We start from the raw sequence: 14,462 nt of genomic DNA, 5'->3' as shown, positions 1-14,462 counted from the left end.
TGATAACCTGACCTCAGCCCGCCCAGCGCAATTCTTAAATGAATCCAATTAGAATGATAATCATTATCATTTTTTCGGTATGCTGAAACCAATTGCCTGTGTTTCGCGATTTATCTCGCTATCGAGGGAGCAAAGCCCATGTCTTTGACCGTTTCACCCGACCTCATTCAGCAAGCCCAGACTGGCGACATCGATGAAGCTGCGTTTGTGCAAACGATCCGCGAGTCGTTGCCCTATGCCTGGCAGATCGTAGAAAAGCTGGCCCACCAAATTCATCGGGGCGGGAAAGCCTGGGATCACTACGCCGTTGTGCCGCCGAGCGAGCAAGCACGGGGGCAACTGCTTCGCCTGGTAGGGGGTGATGCAATTCGAGGAGCAGTGGAGCGTCATTTCAAGGTCAAGCTAGCGTTTCAAAATTGCCACAATCTGGCAGCATTTCGCCTCGATTTTCTAGATTCACCGGAATACCGAGATTTTGTCTCGATTCGCAGTCAGATTCTCAATCAAACTCCCAAACTCAAAGACTGCTGAGATAAAGACTGCTGAGATATAGATAGAACTTCGAGTAGAACTTCGAGATGCGATCGCCCCTCCTCACGCTTGTGGCCGGCCCCCCTGGCATTGGCAAAACGACCTGGATTAGACAGCAAATCGCAGCGGCAGGTCAGCCTGCTGGTTATCTCAACTTGGGGGCGGGCGCTGTGCCGCTGGATGGAACCTACCTGGCAGCAGAACTGCCAAACCTGTTTCTATGGGAAGAGGCGGATTTATTGGACTGGGAGATTGACGAGCGATCCTGTCCGCTGTTTGTGGAGCTAGGGTTTCAGATTGATCCCTCTACGCTGTCGTTACCTAGAGTGGCGGCTTGTCGGCGAGTGGCAGTGTTGCCGCCTGCTGCGACACAAACCGAGTGGCATGATTGGGCAGAGGAGGTGGTGGTTGGGGGCATGGGGGTTTCTCTGCTAGCGATGGTATCTAGCGAGGCGCAGGTGTTGGATTTGTGGCGATCGCCCCTTACAGGGCAAGTGTTTGACCCCGCTAGTCTAGACACCGTTTGGTTTGAGCTAACCCACGGCGCGTATGGCAAAGTTCTGCGGGCGAAGGGCCTTTTTGACGTAGCCGACGGGCGAGCGTTTTATTTCAATTTTGTGAACGCCTTTGTGAACGCCACGGCTGCGCCTACTGCAACCTCATCACCTTCGCCATCGCTGTCCTCTGATTTGTCTGCAACTGACTTGTCCGCAGCGCCACCTACCACCGACTACACCGAACTTGACCTGCCGCGCTGGCTAGAGGGCCGACCCACTCGCCTAAGTGGTGTCGAGGTGCTGGGCATAGGGCTAGATCAGAGAGCGATCGCCCAAACTCTAAAAGATTGTTGCCTAGATGACGAGGCGATCGCCTACTATCAGCAGCAGCTCAAAGCCAGCCTAGGCTAGCAACCCACCCCCCCTTACCATTCCATCTCCCAACTCTCGACTTCCAGCCGAAGCAACCTCCAATTCAAGACCCTTTCCGCCCTTCTTCTTTCAAGAACACAAGCACCCCTATGAAACTGGCAGTCCTCTCCTGTATCCACGGCAATTACGAAGCCCTAAATGCCGTGCTGTCTGATATTGACCACCAGAACGCCGACAAAATTTACTGCTTGGGCGATCTGGTCGGCTATGGGCCCCACCCCAACGCCGTCGTAGAAATGATTCGCTCGCTGGATATTCCCACTTGCCAAGGCTGCTGGGACGAAGACATTGTGGAAGGGCTGAATGCTTGTGAGTGTAGCTATCCCTCCGTGCTGGCCGAAAAGCGCGGTCGCCTCGCCCACGAGTGGACGCAGCAGACCATCCATCCAGAGGTGCGCGAGTATCTGGCTCAGCTTCCCTTGAGTTTGCGGCATGGCGATCTTTGCTTTGTGCATGGCAGTCCCCATAGCTAGCACGAATATCTGCTGCCGAATATAAATGCCTTTGTGGCGTTGGAGCGAGTGCTATCCACTGGTGCCAATGTGCTGTTTTGCGGGCACACCCATGTGCCTTACATCCGGCAACTTGAGTCAGGCCAGCTACAAGTTCGCGTCTACTCTCCAGGACAAGAGTCTGCTAGGGAGTCTGCCCAAGAGTCTGCCAAGGAGTCCTCTAGAACCACTAAATTTGATGCGCCGCTGAAGCGAATTGTCAACGCTGGCTCCGTTGGCGAACCGCGCCACGGTCGCCCCAACGCCACGTACGTTCTCTATGACACCGATACTGAGCAAGTGACACTGCGCGAGGTGGAATACGACTATCACAAGACCTGCGCCGATATTGTCGCTAAGGGACTGTCACCCATTTTTGCCTGGCGCTTGGCCCACGGTCTGGAATTTGCAGAGCGGGCCGATGATCCCACCCACGTTTGCGAACGCTAGGGACTGGGTCAGTTCGGCATTGTATCAGAATCCCTTCAGAATCCTTAAGGCGGGCAAACGCAACGGGCGATCGCCCCATACCCATCGCCCAAACCTAAAATCCAAAACCCAAAATCAAAAATTTGGTGAACATTCATGCTCTGGGCAATTTTAAGCGGCATTGAGGGAAACTTATCCGCCTATGAAGCCGTACTCGCTGACCTGCGGCGACAGCGACAGCCCATCGAAGCCCTCTACGTATTAGGCGATGTGATTGCCCCAACGCCGGAGAGCATCGCGCTGGTAGAATGGCTGCGATCGCCCCAACATCCCAATCCCCAGCCGCAAGTTTGCCAGGGCTGGTGGGAAGAGCAATTGCTATGCTTGCACGGGCTAGGACGCACGCCAGAACCCACCGAATTGCTGGAGCGCCACGGCACAAGCACAGCCAAAGCGCTATGGGAATCCATACCGCGCTCGGTCGTCGCATGGGTGCGATCGCTCGATTTTGGCTTTTTTGAGCTAGATTGCTTGCTGATTCACGGCAGCAGCGTCAGCGTCAGCGAAGAACTCACGCCCGACACTCCACCTGTGCAAATGCTCGATCGTCTCCTGCGGATGGATGCCAACTCTCTGTTTTGCGGGCGATCGGGGCTAACGTTTCAATACACCTTGCAGGAGGGTGGAATTGTCTCTACTATAGCCACCCTAGATCGACCTGTAGAGCGCCAAACAGCAACCGTCCGTCCCCGGCAAATAATTGGCGTGGGCAATGTCGGCCGTATTCCGGGTCGGGCCACCTATACGCTCTACAATCCATACAGCAACATCGTCGAATTCAAAACCGTTCGCTATGGAGCAGGGCGAGGATTTCAGCCGAGATCGACTTAAGCTCCTCTTCATTCGCCATGCCGAGTCAGTGGGCAATGTGGAGCGGCGGATGCAGGGCCATGCCGACTATGAGCTAACAGCACGCGGCCGACAGCAGGCACGGCAACTGGCAGAACGCCTGTGGGCAAAGGGACAGCCGCCCTCGAAGGTCTACAGCAGCCCCCTCAAGCGGGCAGCGCAAACGGCAGAAATCTTGCTGGCTCAGAGAACGAGCGAACCAGTTCTGCATCCAATTTCTATTCCTACGATTGAACCGACGATTGAATACGCCGAGGAACTGCTGGAATTTCAAAACGGCATTTTCAAAGGGCTGACCTGGGACGAGGCGCGGGAGCAATATCCCGAACTCTGTGCTGATCTGGAAGCTTCGCCCGACTGGATTCCCGCACCAGGAGCCGAAACCCTACAAGATGGGCGCGATCGCGCTGAGCGGTTTATCCAGCGGGTTTTGGCAACGCATCGCAACGGCGAAACGCTATGGATCGTCACCCATAGCTGGATTTTGCAGCATCTCATTGCGGCGATGCTGGGGAGCGATCGCACCTGGCATTGCTCTACAAAAAATACGGCTGTGTTTGAGTTTTGGCTAGAGCGATCGCGCTGGACACTCCCCTCCAACAATCCCAACCGCTGGAACAGCGACCTCTGGCATATTCGTCGATTTAACGACACCAGCCATTTGCAAGAGTTCTAGCTGCCCAGCAAACCCAGCAGGCTGCCTAAAACAGGTCAAAATTGGGGGCTGTTTATCCTTTGCGATAAATTTCTCAGGATGCGCTAATCTTACGCTAGCCTTAAAAATCACTAAAATCACTGGAAACGCCATCAGACTGCTGCCAAGCGATTATGGTAGATCCCATCGACGATATCGAGCGCCAGGCACGCCAAGGAAGCGTGTCGGCAATTATTCAGGTGCTAAACGAACGGCTGGCGGATGCTGGCGTGCGGACTCGGGCGGTGCTGGATCACGGCGTGCTTCAGCTTTTGTGCGAGGCGGAGACGCTGGAACAGTTGGAACAGCAGTCGCTCGTTGAAGATGTCCGCTACATCTTGGAGCGGCTCAGTCCCAATGGCATTCGTCGTGTCAATATCAACAGCCGTATTGTGCGAGAGCAGCAGCTTCTCTGGCTTGAGGATATCCAGCGCGACCCCAAAAAACAACTCCTCTGGTCGCAAGAAATTACCCTGCCCCAGCCCAACCCGCTCCAGCGCATGGTCGAAGACTGGCGCTATAACCGAATGCTCGACATAGCCAAACCTGCGGCCCAATCCCCCACCGAGGCACGCGCTAAGAAACAGTTTTGGCGGGGCATTCTGATTGGCGGGCTGAGCCTGGGGGTGCTGGCGCTGCTGGTGGGCTGGGCCCTGGCCGACTGGCTAGGCATTTCTCTTCCCAAACCAATGGAGCAGGTCGTCGCGCCGGCCTCGCCAGTGGAGTCGTCCCCGTCTCCCGCGCCTGCCCCCACGCCCGATCCCTTTGTCCAAGCGGTGCGGCTGGCAGAGGCGGCCGTGCGCGATGGGCAAACGGCGCAAACCTCGGCCGACTGGCTAGACCTGGCCAGTCGATGGCAGCGAGCCTCCGATCTCATGGCCCAAGTGCCCGCCACCGACAGCCGCTACACCACTGCCCAAAACCGCGTCGTGCTTTACCGGGAAAACAGCAACGCTGCACTGCAACAGGCAGATCGACTGCGGCAAAGGGGCGGTAATTAGCCTGCAACCGAGCGCTGGGCGATCGCCCGCTTTCGCGCAGGGCTTAGCGTGAGAGAGCATCTTTTTCACAACACACTTTCTACAACACACTCTCTGCAACACACTCTCTGCAACACACTTTCCACGAAATTCTGAAACTCTATGGCGATTCGGATTGGGAACGGCTACGACATTCATCGACTGGTGGGCGATCGCCCCCTCATCTTGGGCGGCGTTAAGATAGACCATGAACTGGGGCTGCTGGGCCACAGCGATGCCGACGTGCTGACCCACGCCATCATGGACGCGATGCTGGGAGCGCTCAGCTTGGGCGATATTGGGCACTATTTTCCACCCACCGACCCGCAGTGGGCCGGAGCCGACAGCCTGAAACTGCTGGAACAAGTCCACGCGCTAATTCAGTCACAAGGTTGGCAGATCGGAAATATCGATTCTGTCATCGTGGCAGAACGCCCCAAACTGAAGCCGCATATTAAAACGATGCGCGATCGCCTCGCCACCACCCTCCAACTCGCCCCGGATCAAATTGGCATCAAAGCCACCACCAACGAAAAGCTGGGCCCCGTCGGACGAGAAGAAGGGATCGCGGCCTACGCAGTGGCGCTGCTGATGCGAGCATGATGGCATCGTCCAGCAACCGTCTCCCCTCACCCCCTCACCCCAAAATCTCGTTACCTACCCTTTCCAGACCATGGCCCACGAACCTCCCCAGCGCCTCAAGCAAAAGCTCCTCTTTCAGGGACGCAAGTTCAACTTTGAGGTGAGCCGCCTGCGCCTGCCAAACGGAGCCGAGGGCGATTGGGAGTGTGTGCGGCATCCGGGCGGGGCAGTGGCCGTGCCCATGACGGCAGAAGGCAAGCTGGTGCTGGTGCGGCAATATCGCTTTGCGGCATCGCGGCGACTGCTGGAGTTTCCCGCAGGCACGATTGAGAAAGACGAAGACCCACTGACCACTGCCCAGCGCGAAATCCAGGAAGAGACAGGCTACAAAGCTAGCCAATGGCACAAACTGGGGCAGTTTTTCCTGGCTCCGGGCTATTCCGACGAGATTATCTATACCTACTTGGCGACGGAGTTGGAGAAGCTAGACACGCCGCCAGGATTGGATGAAGATGAGGATCTGGAAACCCTCTTGTTGACCCCGCAGGATCTAGAGCAAGCAATCCTAGACGGGGAAGCGGTGGATTCCAAGTCGATTTCCAGCCTGCTGCTGTTGCGCTCCTACTTACAGGCCCGGCAGTTGGGCTGAGGTTGATTTTGGATTTTAGATTGGCAATTTTAGATTGGCGATTTTAGATGGCGAGTCTAGGAGGCTGCAAGGCTTCTTGTGATTTCATTTGGAGCGCCGTTTGCAAGACTTGAATATAAGCGCCTCGTTCATGATGAGGGCATGGCTCTGTCCAGATTTCTGCAACCTAAGTAGATAGACCAGATTAAAAAACAGATCCTGAACCCTGCGCCGCCCGCGCAGCGGGCGGCGCAGGGTCTTTGGGTTTTATATTTATTAATGTCCGCCTACTTAAAACCTGATTTCTCTTCATCATGAGTCGCCGCCTGATTTCCTCCGGTTCCTTTTTTGAACGTGAAGTCGCCTATTCTCGCGTTGTGGTGGAGGGCGATTGGGCGTTTGTGTCGGGCACCACGGGCTACGACTATCGCACCATGACGATTGCGGACGACGTAGTAGAGCAGGCAGAGCAAACCCTGAAAAATATCAGCGCCGCCCTAGACGAAGCCGGGTTTTCCCTGGCGGATGTGGTGCGTGTTCGCTATATCGTGCCCAACCGAGAAGACTTTGAACCCTGCTGGCCCGTGCTGCGAAAATACTTCGGAGAGATCCGCCCCGCTTCGACGATGATCGTGGCGGGATTAGCCGATTTGAATATGCGAATAGAAATCGAAGTGACGGCCTATCGCCCTTCCTGACCTGAGACTGGGGAACCTGGGGATGCGGTGTGCTGTGTTGTGGAAGGAGAAGACATGGGGAGGCTGGCACAGGACAACTGACAAGGGCGATCGCTCTGTGTCATCACTACAACCCATCCCAAAGCGCAAACGAAAACCGCTCTGACGCTTTATTAACAGAAATTTCCTGTCTCTCTAAATATCTGTGTGAGATATCCGTGTGAGATACCTGTGTGAGATATCCGTATGAGATACCTGCGTGAGATATCCGTATGAGATACCTGCGTGAGATATCCGTATGAGATACCTGTGTGAGATATCTGTGTGAGATACCTGTGTGAGGCTATCCTCGATTACCTGCTGCCTATAGGCATTGCTCTGGATCAAACCATCCGGCGATCGCGCTTCGTATCAAATCCATACCGCTTAGATGAGTTGCAGCGCCGACACAGCACTTGCAAGTTGCTCAGGTCGTTTGCCCCACCTTGCGTCAGCGGAATGATGTGATCAACCGTCAGTTCTGCTTGGTGTGGCCCCGCGCCGCAGTGGTTGCATTGATGGCGATCGCGCTCCATCACATACCGCCGCACCTCCGACGGAATCCGTATCCGTGGCGTTTTGTCCATGCGAAATTCTTACTGCTCCTGATGCTGCATCATCTGCCGGATTTCCTCAAGCGTCGTATCCAAATGTTCTCCAATCGGCTCATTCTGCGGAGTGTTTGCTTCATCTGGCACAAATTCAACCGACACTTTCAATCGAATTCAAACGTCCAATAGTTTCAATACCCGTTCTAACTCTGACCGTAGATCGATTGTAGTTATCTCCGGAGGATTGATTTACGAAAACCTGAATAACTCCGTCTGTGCTTTCCGCGAGTTCTGAAGAGATTTGATAGGGGTAGTCACTCATATTTTTAGCCTGATTAACTTTCCTGTAAACCCACGTCTGGCGGGCGCATCCCAGTTCTGCAAGTTTGCCCTTATCCCCCAGCCCCTTCTCCCAAAACGGGAGAAGGGGAGCCGGATTGGAAGTCCCTCTCCCGCTTTGGGAGAGGGATTTAGGGTGAGGGTTATAAAATTGGGATACACCCCATCTAGCCGTACCTAGTTTTCCCGAAAGGGCGATCGCCCTATCCCACAAGCAGGCAGGGAACCCGATCGCCCGTTGAGAACGACCGGGTTTCCCAAGGTGCTGAAATTAGGCGATCGCCCCTTCTTCTACTGTCGCGATTTCCGGTGTTTCCAGCGTCTCGGCGGGTTCCTCGGCGGGCAAAATGACCAGATCTGTCTCGCTGATACTGGGCAACGCCTTGCGATCAAGCTGCATGGTTTCTAGATGCTGATTGAACGTGGCGATCGCCTCGTTGTAGGCGGCGATGTGCTGCTCTAGGTCTGCCTTTTGGCGATCGAGCTGGCGAATTTTTTCCTCGGCTTCCTTTTCCAGCACGCGGGCCAGATAGGCGCGGGCCGCGTCGTATTGCTGGAGGATGTGGTCTGCCTGCTGCTGGGCGCTAGGCAGCAGGTGCGTATTCAGCGTTTGGTTAATCGTCTGGCGGAAGGTGCGGGTGATGGTGTCCTTCACCTTTTGCTCAAAGTCGAGCTTGAGCAGTTGGCGAATTGCGGGTTCCGCCTCGATCATCGTTTGGTAGTCGTAGCCGCGACAGGCTTGTTGCAGCGTTTGCCGCAGTTGCCAGATGGAGCAAGTGCCCTCGGTATAGAACTCTGGACGTTCCCGCACGTAGCGATCGCACTCTGTCTTGGCCTCGTTTTCTAGCGCCAGAGTCGCCCGGTCGCGCAGTCGGCGCAGGGCTTGCTCGATGCCGCCGTCGTTGCCCAGCAGTCGATACAAATCGCGGTAATAGTCCTGCTGGCGCACCCGGTCGATCAGCCGCTGAAAGAAGCGCCCCATCAGGTCTTGCGACGATTCTACCAGCACTTCTTCTAGCCCGTTTGCCAGGTAGTAGAATGCCTCTGCCAGAATGCCCGACAGGGGCACGACGGAATTGCGCTTATGGCTGGCTTGTGCCTGACGATGCACCTCGCTGACGGAAAAGGTTTGCAGCAGTTCATCCAAGCGACTGACCATGCGGGCTTTGAGGCGTTTGAAATCGTCTTCAAAGGCAGTGTTGAGGCTGCTGGCAACGGCTTCATTCACCGAAGCTTCGATATCCTGCTGAAAGGCTTCGCCAACGCGCTTTAGGTCGTGGCTGAGCTGGCGCAATTCCATCGCCTTGATGCCCTCTAGGTCGCGGGGCTGGCTGCCGATATGCTGCCATGCGTCCAGATAGGCTTTGCGGAGGGCGATGCAGAGGGGCTGCAAGTCGTCTGCCAGTGTAGCGAGGAGTTGGGGACGCTTCTCTTCGGTCAGATAGCGAGTAATAGCGTTGCGAAAGGTTTCAATGCCGCTATCGTGAATCAACTGCTCAATCAGCGATCGCCCCTGTTCGTTCAAGATTCGCACGTAGTTTTCATTGGGCGATTCATAGCTCCGCACGTCAATGCGAAAGCGATCGGCAGGCAGTTTGCCAGAGTTGGCGCAGTAGCGATTGAATTCATTCACGAATTGCGGCGTGTCTTCAATTTCCCCACTGATGCGAATGCTGTCGGCAAAGAGAGAATCTAACCCGTAGCGATCGCCCACGCTGGTGTGGCGAATCTGGCTGCCATAGAACCCCAAAAGGGCGCTGGTGCGATAGATCCGGTTGGTGTCCTGAAACTGCTCCTGCACGAGGCGATCGAGCCGCTGGCGAAGCTGCGTGTTGTACCAGGTTTCGTCAATCCGGTTGAACACATAAAAGACGCGATCGCGCACGCCAGGATTACTGCGAGTCGTCTCCAGCAGTTCCGTTTCTTCGCTGGTCATGTCGCCCGCAGCAGCAGGCTTCAGCACGCACACCACGGCGGACGTATCGGGATTTTCGATCTTGCGGTAGGTCAGTTCCGCATCGCGCTTTACGGGCGCATCGATTCCCGGCGTGTCTACCAGCACGTTTCCGTCTTGCAGCAGCGGATGATGGCAGTAGTATTCAATCCGCTTGAGGACGGCGCTGTTAGCTCCCCGGCGGGCGTAGGCGGCGGCTTCCTGGAGCGTGGCAAACTGGAACTGCTCCATCGAATAGGTCTGGTTTTGCGTCGGGTGGATGCGATCGCCATTGGCGACAAACCCTTCCAGCAGGTAATTCAGCGCACTGGCCTGCTTAGCCCGTTCCGACTTGCTCTCGCCGCCCTCGGTGGCAATCACGTCGCGGCACAGCCCTTGCAGCAGGCTGACCACGTCGGGCTGGCGAATGTCTGCCGGAGCCGTCACCCCTAGCCGCTGGCACAGCGCCGCCGCCTGTTCGCGGATTTCTGCCTCGCTCATAAAGGTCAGCACGACGCGCTCCTGGCCCGCTTCGGCGTAGGCAATCCGGCATTCCGTGCCGGTAGCGTGGCCTTCGGCGCTATAGAGCAATTCGCGCTCCAGCAGGGCGTTGATCAGCATGGATTTTCCGGCGCTGAAGGCTCCTGCAAAGACGATTTCAAACGTAGGGGCGATCGCCTTTGCCAGCGACGCTTCGACCTGAGTCGTATCGAAGTGGGATCGCAGCGCTGGCTCTTGGCGCAGCAGTTCCATCAAACGAGTAACCGGGACTTGTAGCGATTGACCCTGGGGTGAAGGAGCAGTCATAGCTGTGACAATCCAAGAATTGGTACATGGGTAGATTCCAACGACAGGATTCCCATTTCGCAACACTTCGCAACCCGATCAGTTCGGATTGCCACACTTCGGAAATCACGGTGTTTTCCAGAAAATCTTAGGACTTATGCAGCTAGACGATTTCTCGCGGGCTGCGCTCGCGAGAAATTGTCCAAAACCCAGAAAACTTATCACAAGTGCGTAAGTCCTGAATCTTTAAATCTTTGAAAATCTTTGAGTTGGCGACAGAATTTTGCGCCTAGGGCAGGGCTTGACCGTTTTGCTCTGGGGCGATCGCCAGCAGGGTTTCAGCCGCCTGCTCTGCCCATTCATCGGGACTGGGATAGGTCGCAGCCTTTTCTGCACCATAAACCACTTCTAGCGCGTGGGTGTGGACGGCTCCGGGCGAAAAGGTGACCGCCGCCATGCCAGCAGGCAGTTCCAGGGCGATCGCCTGGGTTAGCCCCTCGATGGCCCACTTGCTGGCGCAGTAGGCAGCAGCGTTGGCGGCTCCCTGTCGTCCCCAGCGGGCGCTCAAATTCACGATAATGCCCTGCTGCTGCGCCACCATTGCCGGAAGAAACGCCCGCAGCACATTGGCGACTCCCTGCACGTTGACCGCCAGCGTCCGGTCAAACTCGACAGCAGGCAAGTCCCAAAAGGCAGACATCGGCGGCGTATAGCCCGCATTATTGATCAGCAAATCTGGTGCGCCCTGCTCTAGGATCGATTCCGCCCAGGCATTTACCTGATCCGGTCGGGTTACGTCCACGCTCTGAAACAGGTGGCTCTGAAACGGGCGGCTTTGAAACGGGTCGCTCTGAAACTGATGCAGGGCGGCGTATTGCTGCTGCAACTGGGCAATCGCCCCTCCATTCAGATCACAGCCACAGACCGTATGCCCCAGCGTGATGAACCGATGCGCGAGCGATCGCCCTAGCCCCTGCCCAACGCCTGTAATAGCAATTCGTCTTTGCATACGCTCTTGCGTTTCCAAAGATATCCTAAGCCTGCACCGCTGCCATGCACAAAAAATAACGCAAAAGGCTCTAAAAAATTGGATTACCCGGTCTAATCCTGTGCTGACTCTTGTTCCATCTGTCGTTCAACCCAGTCCCTCACTGCTTGGCGAAATGTCCGGCGACCAAGATTGCGATAGGCTTCAGTCAGTGGGGGCAACTGGCGATCTCCATAGTTCGGTGAAAAACTCGCGATAAAACTCGCCGTAGCCCAAGTTCAGATACTTGATCTGGGGGGCGATCGCCTCATGTAGTCTGGGGAGGTCGGCCATTGGCAGGGCAGGCTTGTAGTGGTGTTCGACGTGCCAGCAGTTGCCATTGGTCAGCCAGTCGGCAAAGCGGCTCGGTAAGATCGTGCGCGTGTTGACCATTATGTCTGTGGTATCTCGCTGACAGCCCCAGTGTTCCGGCAGCTCGATCAGTGCATGAACGGGGCCCGCAAACAGCAGCGGCACGAGCCAGAGATGAACGAACACAGGCGTTTGCAGAACGGCTGTTATCAGCCCCATGCCAAACAGCAGCAGTGCCATGACTTTGTAGCCGCGCATCACGTTGGCGATCGCCCAGCGGGGTGCTGTTGTGCCTGCCGAACCCATACTAATCCGAATCGCAGCTTCATGACCCAATAGGGAACTCAGCAAACTGCGAGCCACTGTGCAGTAGTGACTCAGCATAGACAAGTGCAGCAAAAAGCTCAGCGGTGCGCTCAGCTTGCCAAAGTCATAGGAAAAGGATTCTTCGTCTTCGGGCGTACCTACGGCCCGGTGGTGGTAGCTGTGGGTGAGGCTGTAGCGGGTAAACTCCACACCCATCGGTAGCCCAAGCAGGAAGCCGATCGCCCCGCCCCAGCGTCGCCCAAAGTGCTTCTGGTGAATCATTTCGTGAGAAAGCTCGACCCCGTGGGCAAACATCACGCCCATCACAAATTGGAACGGCAGCCTGAATGGAAATGGGAACAGGAGGATGCATGGGATAGTGACAGCGGCGATCGCTCCATAAATCGCCAGCTTTTTCAGAAAGCTTGCAGTAGAAACAGATAGGGTCACGATACGTACTCCGTCGGACGAGAAGATTCAAAGGGAATCCAGTATTGAAAAGCTGAGTCGTATCAACGATGAATGTAATAGAGAATGCTTAATGAAAATTAACCTTAATTTTAGAGTTAGCCAAAGCACTTCCGATGATGTCTAGAAAACATTCCGCAGGTGTTTTCTAGGAAAGTTTTAGAACACCAGGATGGTACATCGAGAAGAATCAATTTTTCACGCAAAAAAAGCCTGACAAATCAGCATATTTATCAAGCTAGAGGAGGTGATCAGGATAGGCAAGCGCAATCAGAAATGAGCAGCGATCGCACGCTAGAAGTCAAGAAGTCTTCACGGGCGATCGCGGGTTAAGATTTCCAGACGCTACACGGGCTGCACCATAGAACCATATCGTTCTAGATCAGACTGTAACCGCTGGAAACCCTTCATCAAGCGGCCTTGATGCGTCACGGTGGCCTGCAGCAGGGCCGGGGGAAGTGTCGCTACCCAGTTGTCTCCGCGCAGCTTGGCCGCAACCAGCGGTGGAATCCAGTCGCGTAGCATTTCGCTAAAGGCAACGGAGGCATCGTGGGGCAAGCCAGCCGATAGATTGTCCACTGCCATCACGGTGATCCCCTGTTCAGGAAATGGCTCTAGCACTGCCCGCGAGATCGGGTCATAGCCAAACACCGGGTTGTACAAATCGCCCGATTGCACCGTACAGGCGACGCTGCCCGCAGGTGGATCGCAGCTCAGATCTCCAACAACTTGCAGACGATGATTGCCACGTCGCCATGCAGCTTGAAATGCATCGTGGGGCAGAATGCGCGGATATTGCGGGGCCCAGAAGACACAATTTAGCAAGATGGATAAGTAAGGTAATAAGTCGGGGATGCGGCTGCTGTAGCGCTGAGGGAAGGTTGCATACTCGGCACTGTGGAAAAGACCGTCCCCATTGCGGAGCGTGTCGGGCTTTCGCAGGGGACACTGAAACAGCCCTGTGCGACCAGAGGCAAACAGCGCGGGCAACGCCTCTGCAGAAACGATTTGCGGCGACAGCAGTTGCAATATTTCCATCGCGCCCTGGCCAACGTTGCCCAATCCGGCGATCGCCACCACCAGCGGATAGTCCGTCACGCCCAGCAGCGCCGGATCTTGCTGGAGGCGATCGCCCAGTGTCCGCAAATGCGCCGTTGCCTCGGCCAAATTTGCATACTCATACACAGGCTTCAGTTCTGCAAACACACAGGACTTGCCCAACGCTACGCAGCGCTGCCCAAAGGCCCTCAGCGTTTCAAACATGCCTGTCTGCCCGGCCGATCGCCCAAAAAATACTGTCCGCCGGCCTTCTTCATCGGTGATGCATTCGTAGTCGATCAGCGTCATGCGGCGATCGAGCAGTTGTCGCAGCAGGGGCATATTTTCGGGCTGCCCCTTGATTACATGGGCAAACACCAGGTACGTTTTGCCATCCAGCAGTTGCTCTGGGTAAAGCTCTTTGACGCAACAGATGATCTCTGCCTCGGATAGGTCTTCCTGAATCACGGCTCCTGCTGCTGCAAATTCAGCATCAGAGAACGTCCGCAGTTGTGCTGGCTGCACGATAAACCGAACGCGATCGCCCAACTGTTTCTTCAATCGCTGCACATCGGATGGAACCAGCGGCACTCTGGCTTCAAACTTGCGTGCTTCGTTCTCTCGACGAATGCCAATTGTCACGTAGCTTAGATTAGTCATGACACCTTTTGAATCAATTCATTACACAGCATTTTGCACAGCCAAGTGCAGAATCAGACCTGCGAAGCGTTCGGCAGAGTCGAGCTAAGAATTAACTCGGCGGTTTCAACCCCC

The 14,462-nt window shown here is 55.6% G+C and carries 14 protein-coding genes and 1 pseudogene; 9 read left to right on the top strand and 6 right to left on the bottom strand.

Annotated elements, in window-relative coordinates:
- Positions 1-138 precede the first annotated feature (138 nt).
- The 9 genes and pseudogenes from JTM80_RS20365 (at position 139) to JTM80_RS20325 (ending at position 6,910) form a co-directional block, all read left to right on the top strand.
- Positions 139-531 carry an SCO5389 family protein gene (locus JTM80_RS20365; RefSeq protein ID WP_172356544.1) on the top strand — a complete coding sequence of 131 codons (393 nt, stop codon included), beginning with the start codon at positions 139-141 and terminating at the stop codon, positions 529-531.
- Positions 532-578: 47 nt separating this feature from the next.
- A complete protein-coding gene (locus tag JTM80_RS20360) occupies positions 579-1,439 on the top strand; it encodes a GTP-binding protein (protein ID WP_205370188.1) in 861 nt (286 codons plus the stop codon).
- A gap of 110 nt (positions 1,440-1,549) precedes the next feature.
- Positions 1,550-2,401 (top strand): annotated as a pseudogene (locus JTM80_RS20355) (metallophosphoesterase family protein).
- 135 nt (positions 2,402-2,536) lie between these two features.
- Positions 2,537-3,271, top strand: coding sequence for a metallophosphatase (locus JTM80_RS20350; protein WP_172356550.1), 735 nt, complete (start codon positions 2,537-2,539; stop codon positions 3,269-3,271).
- Positions 3,234-3,965 (top strand): histidine phosphatase family protein, encoded by a 732-nt coding sequence (locus JTM80_RS20345; RefSeq protein ID WP_205370187.1) that lies wholly within the window; start codon positions 3,234-3,236, stop codon positions 3,963-3,965. The genes JTM80_RS20350 and JTM80_RS20345 overlap by 38 nt, the downstream gene beginning before the upstream one ends.
- A gap of 152 nt (positions 3,966-4,117) precedes the next feature.
- Positions 4,118-4,984, top strand: a complete 867-nt coding sequence (locus JTM80_RS20340; RefSeq protein WP_172356554.1) for a hypothetical protein — start codon at positions 4,118-4,120, stop codon at positions 4,982-4,984.
- Positions 4,985-5,125: 141 nt separating this feature from the next.
- Positions 5,126-5,605: a 2-C-methyl-D-erythritol 2,4-cyclodiphosphate synthase gene (gene ispF / locus JTM80_RS20335; RefSeq protein WP_172356556.1), complete on the top strand. Its 480-nt coding sequence runs from the start codon at positions 5,126-5,128 to the stop codon at positions 5,603-5,605.
- A 70-nt stretch (positions 5,606-5,675) separates the two neighbouring features.
- Complete coding sequence (locus tag JTM80_RS20330) at positions 5,676-6,233, top strand: NUDIX hydrolase (protein ID WP_172356558.1); 558 nt, start codon at positions 5,676-5,678, stop codon at positions 6,231-6,233.
- A 293-nt stretch (positions 6,234-6,526) separates the two neighbouring features.
- On the top strand, positions 6,527-6,910 hold the full coding sequence (locus JTM80_RS20325) for a RidA family protein (RefSeq protein WP_172356560.1): 384 nt from the start codon (positions 6,527-6,529) through the stop codon (positions 6,908-6,910).
- A 362-nt stretch (positions 6,911-7,272) separates the two neighbouring features.
- On the opposite strand, the gene JTM80_RS20320 is transcribed toward JTM80_RS20325, so the two are convergent.
- From JTM80_RS20320 to JTM80_RS20300, 6 genes are all read right to left on the bottom strand, one after another.
- Positions 7,273-7,515 (bottom strand): HNH endonuclease, encoded by a 243-nt coding sequence (locus tag JTM80_RS20320; RefSeq protein WP_205370186.1) that lies wholly within the window; start codon positions 7,513-7,515, stop codon positions 7,273-7,275.
- Between the two features lie 9 nt (positions 7,516-7,524).
- Entirely contained in the window at positions 7,525-7,626 is a 102-nt protein-coding gene (locus JTM80_RS23630) for a hypothetical protein (protein WP_399367971.1), read from the bottom strand.
- Positions 7,627-8,089: 463 nt separating this feature from the next.
- Positions 8,090-10,558, bottom strand: coding sequence for a dynamin-like GTPase family protein (locus JTM80_RS20315; protein ID WP_205370185.1), 2,469 nt, complete (start codon positions 10,556-10,558; stop codon positions 8,090-8,092).
- A gap of 268 nt (positions 10,559-10,826) precedes the next feature.
- Positions 10,827-11,546 (bottom strand): SDR family oxidoreductase, encoded by a 720-nt coding sequence (locus JTM80_RS20310; protein WP_172356566.1) that lies wholly within the window; start codon positions 11,544-11,546, stop codon positions 10,827-10,829.
- Positions 11,547-11,729: 183 nt separating this feature from the next.
- Positions 11,730-12,632, bottom strand: coding sequence for a fatty acid desaturase (locus tag JTM80_RS20305; RefSeq protein ID WP_205370184.1), 903 nt, complete (start codon positions 12,630-12,632; stop codon positions 11,730-11,732).
- A gap of 363 nt (positions 12,633-12,995) precedes the next feature.
- The gene (locus JTM80_RS20300; RefSeq protein WP_172356570.1) at positions 12,996-14,348 is read right to left on the bottom strand and encodes a hypothetical protein; all 1,353 of its coding nucleotides are present in this window, start codon (positions 14,346-14,348) and stop codon (positions 12,996-12,998) included.
- Positions 14,349-14,462 lie beyond the last annotated feature (114 nt).

This window comes from Thermoleptolyngbya sp. PKUAC-SCTB121, from assembly GCF_016919485.1.
Lineage (GTDB): Bacteria > Cyanobacteriota > Cyanobacteriia > Elainellales > Elainellaceae > Thermoleptolyngbya > Thermoleptolyngbya sichuanensis.
Note: the sequence above shows the minus strand (reverse complement) of the source record. Positions and strands in the feature narration are given on the sequence as shown.